The organism is Micromonospora sp. URMC 105 (assembly GCF_051386295.1).
Lineage (GTDB): Bacteria > Actinomycetota > Actinomycetes > Mycobacteriales > Micromonosporaceae > Micromonospora.
In genome coordinates this window covers 1-8,128 of the sequence record NZ_JBPQTL010000155.1, presented here as the reverse complement: position 1 = coordinate 8,128, position 8,128 = coordinate 1, and the positions used below count along the sequence as shown (strand labels likewise).

General features: G+C 75.0%; 8 protein-coding genes and 1 pseudogene. 5 read left to right on the top strand and 4 right to left on the bottom strand.

The features are described 5' to 3' along the window. From ACSNN7_RS27960 to ACSNN7_RS27950, 3 genes and pseudogenes are all read left to right on the top strand, one after another. Window positions 1-441: pseudogene (locus tag ACSNN7_RS27960) on the top strand (hypothetical protein); the annotation flags it as partial. A 231-nt stretch (window positions 442-672) separates the two neighbouring features. Next, window positions 673-2,574 carry a DEAD/DEAH box helicase gene (locus tag ACSNN7_RS27955; protein ID WP_436684047.1) on the top strand — a complete coding sequence of 634 codons (1,902 nt, stop codon included), beginning with the start codon at window positions 673-675 and terminating at the stop codon, window positions 2,572-2,574. 99 nt (window positions 2,575-2,673) lie between these two features. Continuing rightward, window positions 2,674-3,294, top strand: coding sequence for a putative glycolipid-binding domain-containing protein (locus tag ACSNN7_RS27950; RefSeq protein WP_436684046.1), 621 nt, complete (start codon window positions 2,674-2,676; stop codon window positions 3,292-3,294). A 10-nt stretch (window positions 3,295-3,304) separates the two neighbouring features. Here the strand turns inward: ACSNN7_RS27950 and ACSNN7_RS27945 are convergent, their stop codons facing one another. From ACSNN7_RS27945 to ACSNN7_RS27935, 3 genes are read right to left on the bottom strand one after another with little or no spacing between them, the layout of a single operon-like run. Further along, entirely contained in the window at window positions 3,305-4,396 is a 1,092-nt protein-coding gene (locus tag ACSNN7_RS27945) for a PLP-dependent cysteine synthase family protein (RefSeq protein ID WP_436684045.1), read from the bottom strand. Window positions 4,397-4,417: 21 nt separating this feature from the next. Continuing rightward, window positions 4,418-5,251, bottom strand: coding sequence for an SDR family NAD(P)-dependent oxidoreductase (locus ACSNN7_RS27940; RefSeq protein WP_436684044.1), 834 nt, complete (start codon window positions 5,249-5,251; stop codon window positions 4,418-4,420). Window positions 5,252-5,298: 47 nt separating this feature from the next. Next, entirely contained in the window at window positions 5,299-5,757 is a 459-nt protein-coding gene (locus ACSNN7_RS27935) for an Lrp/AsnC family transcriptional regulator (protein WP_334452085.1), read from the bottom strand. A 268-nt stretch (window positions 5,758-6,025) separates the two neighbouring features. On the opposite strand from ACSNN7_RS27935, the gene ACSNN7_RS27930 reads away from it, so the two are divergent. After that, window positions 6,026-6,292: a BldC family transcriptional regulator gene (locus ACSNN7_RS27930; RefSeq protein ID WP_334452084.1), complete on the top strand. Its 267-nt coding sequence runs from the start codon at window positions 6,026-6,028 to the stop codon at window positions 6,290-6,292. A 74-nt stretch (window positions 6,293-6,366) separates the two neighbouring features. Here the strand turns inward: ACSNN7_RS27930 and ACSNN7_RS27925 are convergent, their stop codons facing one another. Then, window positions 6,367-6,996, bottom strand: a complete 630-nt coding sequence (locus ACSNN7_RS27925; protein ID WP_436684043.1) for a UbiX family flavin prenyltransferase — start codon at window positions 6,994-6,996, stop codon at window positions 6,367-6,369. 163 nt (window positions 6,997-7,159) lie between these two features. On the opposite strand from ACSNN7_RS27925, the gene ACSNN7_RS27920 reads away from it, so the two are divergent. Beyond that, window positions 7,160-8,128, top strand: a 969-nt coding sequence (locus tag ACSNN7_RS27920; RefSeq protein WP_436684042.1) for a terpene synthase family protein, incomplete at its 3' end; no start/stop codon positions are given.

The window sequence follows — 8,128 nt, the reverse complement described above, 5'->3', positions numbered from 1 at the left end:
CCGCCCGCCCGCGCCACCGCGCCCGCCTCGGCCCCGCCCGCCACGGTGGTCCCGCCGGCCACACCGGTCCCGCCGCCGTCGGCCGCGCCGGCCGTCCAGCGCCCCGCCTGGGGCACCCCCGCCGCCGGGGGCTCCGCCCGGCCCGGTACGCCCTACCGGGGCGGGCCGGACCTGGCCAGCACCGTCTACGGCGGCACCGAGGGGCCCGGCTTCGCGACGGTCTCCTTCCCGGCTGGCAACCCGCTGGAGAACTCCGGCTCGCTGACCGGCCACATCCTGGCCCAGGGCTGGGCCGACACGCCGACCGAACGGTCCCGTACGACCCGGGTGGTGGTCGTCCTGGCCGCCTCCCTGGGGCTGCTGGTGGCGATCAGCGTGCTGGTCGTCCTGCTCGCCAACGACGCCATGGACGGGCTGGTGGGCAGCATCCTGAGCAAGTGAGCCGGACCGGGCCGCGCCCCGCCCGCCGTGGCGGGGCGTACGCCGGGCGGGGGTGAGCCCGCCCACTACCCCCTCGCGATCGACTGGCGGCCTCGCCGGGCCGCCGTACACTGGTAGAGATCATTGACCTGGCGCGCGTGGTGCGCGCCCATGGGCGATCTTGCGGGCGATTCGGCGGCGTGCAGCCGCAGCGGGCCATCGCGAAGATGCGCCCCGCTCGAAAGGCATTTCTTGACCATCTCTGTTGACCCCGGCACCACTCCGTCCGTCCTCGACCAGACCGAAGGCGACGCCCCCGTCGCCGACGTGACCTTCGCCGACCTGGGCCTGCCCCGGCCGCTGGTCGAGGCGCTCGCCCGGCAGGGCATCACCACCCCGTTCGAGATCCAGCGCGCCACCATGCCCGACGCCCTCGCCGGCCGGGACGTGCTCGGCCGGGGCCAGACCGGCTCCGGCAAGACCCTCGCCTTCGGGCTGCCGCTGATCGCCCGGCTCGCCGACCGCAACCGGGCGCGTCCGCTGCACCCCCGGGCCCTGGTGCTGGTCCCCACCCGGGAACTCGCCATGCAGGTCAACGACGCCCTGATGCCGCTCGGCAAGGCCGTCGGCATCTTCCTGAAGACCGCCGTCGGCGGTGTCCCGTACGACCGGCAGATCGACGCGCTGCGTCGTGGCGTGGAGATCGTCGTGGCCACCCCGGGCCGGCTCGGCGACCTGATCAACCGGGGCGTCTGCAACCTGGACGACGTCGAGGTGACCGTCCTCGACGAGGCCGACCAGATGGCCGACATGGGCTTCCTGCCCGAGGTGACCGAGCTGCTGGCGAAGACCCCGGCGGACGGCCAGCGGCTGCTCTTCTCGGCCACCCTGGACGGTGACGTCGACTCGCTGGTCAAGCGGTTCATGAACGACCCGGTGACCCACTCGACCGCCCCGTCGACCGCTTCGGTGTCCACCATGGACCACCACATGCTGCTGATCCCGCCGCACGACAAGTTCGCGGTGGCGGCGTCGATCGCGGCCCGGTCCGGCCGGACCATGCTCTTCGCGCGTACCCAGCTCGGGGTGGACCGGCTGGTGGAGCAGCTCGCCGCGGTGGGCGTACGGGCCGGCGGCCTGCACGGCGGCAAGACCCAGCGGATGCGCACCAAGACGCTCGCCGAGTTCCGCGAGGGCCGGATGAACGTCCTGGTCGCCACGGACGTGGCCGCCCGGGGCATCCACGTCGACGGGGTCACCCTGGTGCTGCACATCGACCCGCCGAAGGACCCGAAGGATTACCTGCACCGCGCGGGGCGTACCGCCCGGGCCGGCGAGTCCGGCGCGGTGGCGACCCTGGTGCTACCGAAGCAGCGCCGCACCACCCTGGCCATGATGGAGAAGGCCGGCGTCGCGCCGGCCGAGACCCGGGTGCGCGCCGGTGACCCGACGCTGGCCGAGCTGACCGGTGCCCGCGAGCCGAGCGGCGTCCCGGTGCGCGAGGAGCCCGAGTCGCGCCGTCCCGGCGGGCAGCGCCGCTTCGGCGACCGCCCGACCGGCGAGCGCCGCTACGGCGACCGCCCGGACCGGGGCGAGCGCCGCTACGGCGACCGCCCGACCGGCGAGCGCCGCTACGGCGACCGGCCGACCGGGGAGCGCCGCTTCGGCGACCGTGAGGCACGCGGCGAGCGCTTCGGTGAGCGCCGCTCCTACGGCGACCGCCCGCAGGGCGAGCGCTCCTACGGCGACCGCCCGCAGGGCGAGCGCCGCTACGACGGACGCGGCGAGCGCTTCGGCGACCGCCCGACCGGTGAGCGGAGCTTCGGCGACCGGGGTGAGCGGCGCTTCGACGGCCGTGGTGACCGGCCGACCGGCGACCGCTCGTACGGCGAGCGCGGCCAGCGGGGCTTCGGCGACCGCACCGACCGTCCGGCCGGCGAGGGCCGCTACGGCGACCGTGGCGAGCGCTTCGGCGACCGCCCGACCGGTGAGCGGAGCTTCGGCGACCGGCCGCAGGGCGAGCGGCGCTTCGGCGGCGAGCAGCGCGGCACCGACCGCCGGGGCGGGTTCCGCTCCGAGGGGCGGGGCCGGGACGACCGGCCGCAGGGCGAGCGGCGTGGCTTCGGCGGCCGGCCGCCGGCGCGTACCCACTGATCCACCCGACCACCCGGCACGCCGCCGCGGAGCTCGCGCTCCGCGGCGGCGTTTCCGCATGCGCTGCCGACCTCGGCCGGCTGGCGTAACGTCCGCATCATGCCGAGGTCACTCTTCTGGAGCCGGACGGACGTCGCGGGCGCCGAGCACGCCGTCCTCGACGACGGCCCCGGTTTCGTCGCGCACGGCACCCAGGTCGCGGTCGAGCCCGTCCCCTGGACGTGCCGCTACCAGCTGACCGCCGGGGCGGACGGGGCCACCACCTCGCTGCACGTGGCGGTCGAGGGGGCGGGCTGGTCGCGGAACGTACGGCTGGAGCGCCGCGCGGACGGGTGGCGGGTGACCACCGCCGAGCAGGGCGACCTGGACGCGGCGCTGCGGGCCGCCGGGCACCCGCCGGCCGGACTGCCCGGCGCCGAGGACCCGGACCGGCTGCACGACGCCCTCGACGTCGACCTGAGCGGCTCGCCGCTCTTCAACACCCTGCCGATCCGGCGGCTGGGGCTGACCACGGGCGCGCCGGACCTCGCGCACACGGTGACCGTGGCCTGGGTGCGGTTGCCGAGCCTGGAGGTGGTCCCCGCCGAGCAGGTCTACACCCCGCTCGGGCCGGGGCGGGTCCGGTTCGCCGCCGACACCTTCCGCGCCGACATCGTGCTCGACGCCGACGGCCTGGTGCTGCGCTATCCCGGGCTGGCCGAGCGGGCCGACGCCCGCTGAGCCGCCCGGCTCAGGCCGGCCACGCGCCGGTGGTGAGGAACCGCTCGACGGTGGCCAGGTGCGGGTCGAGGTCCAGCCCCTGCGCCGCCACCCAGCCGTCGTCGTAGTAGGTGTGGGCGTACCGGTCGCCGGCGTCGCAGATCAGGGTGACCACCGAGCCGGTCCGCCCGGCGGCGAGCATCTCGGCGATCAGCCCGAAGGCGCCCCAGAGGTTGGTGCCGGTGGAGCCGCCGACCCGGCGGCCGAGCACGGCCGACCCGGCGCGCATGGCGGCCAGCGAGGCCGCGTCGGGGACCTGGGTCATCCGGTCCACCACCGAGGGCAGGAAGGACGCCTCGACCGTCGGCCGGCCGATCCCCTCGATCCGCGAGCCGCGACCGGTGCGCACCGACCAGTCGGCGGCCTGCCAGGCCGGGTAGAACGCCGAGTTCTCCGGGTCGACCACGCAGAGCTTGGTGGGCAGCCGCCGGTAGCGGGCGTACCGGCCGATGGTGGCGCTGGTACCGCCGGTGCCCGCGCCCACCACCACCCACGCCGGGATCGGGTGCCGCTCCAGCTCCAGCTGCGCGTAGATCGACTCGGCGATGTTGTTGTTGCCCCGCCAGTCGGTGGCCCGCTCGGCGTAGGTGAACTGGTCCATGAAGTGCCCGCCACTGTCCTCGGCCAGCCAGCGCGCCTCGATCACCACCTTGGCCGGGTCCTCGACCAGGTGGCAGCGCCCGCCCTGGAACTCGATCTGGGCGATCTTCTCGGGCGAGGTGGAGGCCGGCATCACCGCGACGAAGGGCAGCTCCAGCATCCGGGCGAAGTACGCCTCGGAGACCGCCGTGGAGCCGGAGGACGCCTCGATGATCGTGGTGTCCGGGCCGATCCAGCCGTTGCAGAGCCCGTAGAGGAAGAGCGAGCGGGCCAGCCGGTGCTTGAGGGAGCCGGTGGGGTGGACCGACTCGTCCTTGAGGTAGAGGTCGATCCCCCACGCCCGAGGCAGCGGGAAGGGCAGCAGGTGGGTGTCGGCGGAGCGGTTGGCGTCCGCCTCGACCGCGGCGATCGCCTCGGTCACCCACGTCCGGCTGGCCTCGTCGCACCGGTCGAGATGAGTCACGCCGCAACGTTACAAGCGAGCTCAGCTCCCGTCCGGCCCGACCCGGCGTCGCTGCCGGCGCTGCCCGGCCCGCCCGGCGGCCCGGACCAGCGGGGTCAGCGCGATCGCCAGCCGGGGCAGCGCGTCCAGCAGACGTACCTGCGTGCCGCGCCAGCGCGGCAGGCTGACCACCGGGCGGGGGCGGCGGGCCAGCCGGGCGGCCCGGGCCGCGACCCGCTCCGGCGTCAGCAGCGTCCCGGTGAAGGAGGCCACCGCCCCCGGGTCGTCGAGCCGGTCGTGCAGCATCGGCGTCCAGATCCCGTCCGGGCAGAGGCACGACACGTGTACGTCCGCCAGGCCGGCCATCCGCAGGTCGGCCAGGGTACCGAGGCTGAACGCCAGCAGCGCGTGCTTGCTGGCCGCGTAGACGGTCTCGCCGGGCGCGGCGATCAGGCCGGCGAGAGAGACGACGTTGAGCACGTGCCCGTGCCCCTGGGCGCGCATCACGGCCAGCGCGGCGAGCGTGCCGGTCATCGCGCCGAGCGCGTTCACCTCGACCACCCGGCGCCGGGTCGCCGCGTCGTGCTCCCAGGACGGCCCGGTGACCAGGATGCCGGCGTTGTTGACCCAGAGTCCGAGCCCGTCGGGGCTCGCCCCGGCCGCCTCGGCGGCGACCTCGGCGCAGGCGGCCTCGTCGCGCACGTCCAGCGCCCGGGACCAGCCCCCGAGCGGCGCGGCGGCGGTGGCGGCCGCGTCGGCGTCCAGGTCGGTCAGGAGTACGGCCCAGCCGTCGGCGTGCAGCGCGGCGGCGATGGCCCGGCCCAGTCCACCGGCGGCGCCGGTGACCACGGCGGTGCCGCGTACGGGGGTGGTCATCGGCGCAAGGTATCGCCGTCGGGCGGGCGGCGCCAGACCCCCGGCGGTCAGGTGCCGGGGGGCCCGAGCGGCTGCGGGCGGTTCTCCCACTTCGTCGACAGGGCGATGCCGGTGCGGGTGGAGGCCACGCCCGGGGTGCGGTTGAGCCGCACGATCAGCTGCTCCAGCTCCGCGATGGTGCCGACCCGCGCCTTGAGCAGGAAGGACTCGACCCCGGCCATGAAGTAGCAGGACTCGATCTCGGGCATCTGCCGGAACGCCTCCAGCACGTCCTCGGCGTCCCCGCCGGAGTCCTCGACGATGCCGATCAGCGCGGTCACACCGAGCCCGACCGCCTCCGGCTCCACCTCCGCCCGGTACGCCCGGATCACCCCGCCGGACTCCAGCTTGCCGACCCGCTCGTGCACGGCCGGGGCGGAGAGGCCGACCTGCCGGGCGAGTTCGGCGTACGACAGGCGGGCGTTGCCGCGCAGCAGGTCGACGAGGCTGAGGTCGATGGCGTCCACGGAGTGTGACCCTAGCTGCCCGGGCGTAACGTCGGACGCCCGGCACCCGTTGAACATGACAGGGCGTCACAGTTCGCAGACCGACGGTGAAAGGGGCTCCGCGCCGGTACCATTTACTAACTTCCCACTCAGTGCGTTTTTCGCGTTTGGCGGACAGGCCATGTCGCTGGTGCTGTAATTGCCATACGTCCCTCATGACGGCTCTGGGCTCGCACCGGCCGGGGGCAGTGTGTTCAGCCGGGGGCTTCGTCGACGCGAGGAGGGGGCTGTGGACACTGGAGATCGCCTGCTGACACCGGGTGAGGTCGCTGCGTTGTTTCGGGTTGACCCGAAGACTGTGACGCGTTGGGCGGCGGCCGGCCGGATCGGCAGCATCCGGACTCCAGGCGGGCATCGCCGGTTTCGGGAATCCGAGGTGCGGGCCCTGCTGGAAGGGGAGGGCATGCTGGACGAGGCGGAAGACATGGGCAAGCCGCGAAATGTCGGCCCCGCTGCCTCGACCGGACCGGGCCCGGCCAACGCCGGCATGTACTGAATGGTGCGAGACGGATACGCGGGCCGGCCGACAGGTCCGGTCCGCGCCCCGTCTGAGGTGAGTTTCCGCTTCCGCTACGACCGGTCGGCGGCCAGCTGCCCCGACCACCGCCGGAACAACGTGTGCGGCACGCCGAGCGCGTCCAGCACCTTGCCGGCCACGAAGTCGACCAACTGCTGCGCGGTGGCCGCAGCCCCGGCGCCGTAGAAGCCCGGACTGGCCGGGAGCACCACCGCACCGGCGTCGTGCAGCGCGATCAGATGTTCCAGGTGGCTACGGGTCACCGGCGTCTCCCTGGGCACCACCACCACCGGCCGGCGCTCCTTGAGGTTGACCTCGGCCGCGCGCTGCAACAGATCCTTGGAGAGCCCGATCGCGATGCCCGCGCAGGCCGCCGTGCTCGCCGGCACCACCGCCATCCCGCGTACCCGGTAGGAGCCGCTGCTGGGGCCGGCCGCGATGTCCCCCGCCGGCCAGTGCCGCACGTCGGCGTCGGCGAGGTCGCGGCCCAGCCAGGCGGCCAGGTCCTCGGTCCAGTGGCCGTCCCGGAACGGGCGGCCGGTCTCGTCCAGCACGGTCAGCCGGGCGGCCCGGGTGACGATCAGGTCCACCGGCTCGCCCGCGTCGAGCAGCCCGTTGACGACCGCCGCCGCGTACGGCGTGCCGGACGCGCCGGAGACCCCGACCACCCATGGTTCGCGCATGTCGTCCAGCCTGCCTGGTCGCCGTAGCGCCCCGCCCGGCGACCCCCGTCCGACCGCTGCGCGGCGTGTCGCCGGGGTGCCCGGCCGTCCGCCGGGACGGCGGTGGCGGAGCAGACCTGCGATGCTGCCGTCGGCGATCCACGCCGCACGGGAGGGATCGAACATGGTCGAGGAGGTTCTCCGGTCGTTGCGGGCCGCGTGCCCGATCCCGCCCCGGCTCTCGCCGCATGCGGAGCAGGTGCAGGACTGGCTGCTGGACCGGCTGCCCCGCCTGGGCATGCCGCTGGACGACGCCGCCCGCAAGCGGCTGGACCGGGCCGGTTTCGCCCGGTACGCGGGCCGGCTCTACCCGGACGCCACCGAGCCGGACCTGCGTACCCTGGCCACCCTCTTCACCTGGTTCTTCCTCGTCGACGACGCCTGCGACGGGCCGGACCGGCTCACCCCGGAGCAGATCAGGGCGCTGCGGGCCGGGGTGTCGAGCCTGCTGCGGGAGGGCCCGCGCGGCCGGCACCCCGGGTTCGGCGGGCCGCTGCGCCGGCTGCTGGTGGAGGCCTGGCGGGTGCCCCGCCGCCGGATGCCGGCCCGCTGGCGGCTGCGCTTCGCCGACGCGGTCGACCACCACCTGGACGGCACGTGGCGGGAGTCGGTCGCCAAGGACCTCGGCCGGCCGCCCTCGGTGGCCGAGTACGTCGAGCTGCGCCGGGCCACGTCGGCGGCGTACGTCTCGTACCCGCTGATCGAGTTCGCCACCGGGCGGCCGTTGCCGGACCCGGTCTACCACCACCCGTCGCTGCGCCGGATCGGCGAACTCGGCAACGACCTGCTCTCCTGGTACAACGACCTCGCGTCGCTGGAGCGGGACCGGGCCACCTCGGGCGGGCACAACCTGGTGCTGGCGGTGGCCGCCGAGCGGAAGGTGCCGCTGGACACCGCCGTGGACCTGGTCGCCGAGCGCTGGCGGGCAACGATGGACCAGTTCATGGCCCTGCGCGCGGCCGCACCGTCGTTCGGCCCCGCCCTCGACGCGGCGGTCACCACCCACCTCGACGGCATCGCCGACGCCGTCCGCGGCACCCTCGACTGGACCCAGGAAAGCGCCCGCTACCCCACCCCCAACCCCACCCGACCT

Bases quoted from the DNA above. Each gene is read 5' to 3' on its own strand.
- ACSNN7_RS27950 (WP_436684046.1), top strand. From the start codon at position 2,674: ATGCCGAGGTCACTCTTCTGGAGCCGGACGGACGTCGCGGGCGCCGAG.
- ACSNN7_RS27940 (WP_436684044.1), bottom strand. From the start codon at position 5,251: ATGACCACCCCCGTACGCGGCACCGCCGTGGTCACCGGCGCCGCCGGT.
- ACSNN7_RS27925 (WP_436684043.1), bottom strand. From the start codon at position 6,996: ATGCGCGAACCATGGGTGGTCGGGGTCTCCGGCGCGTCCGGCACGCCG.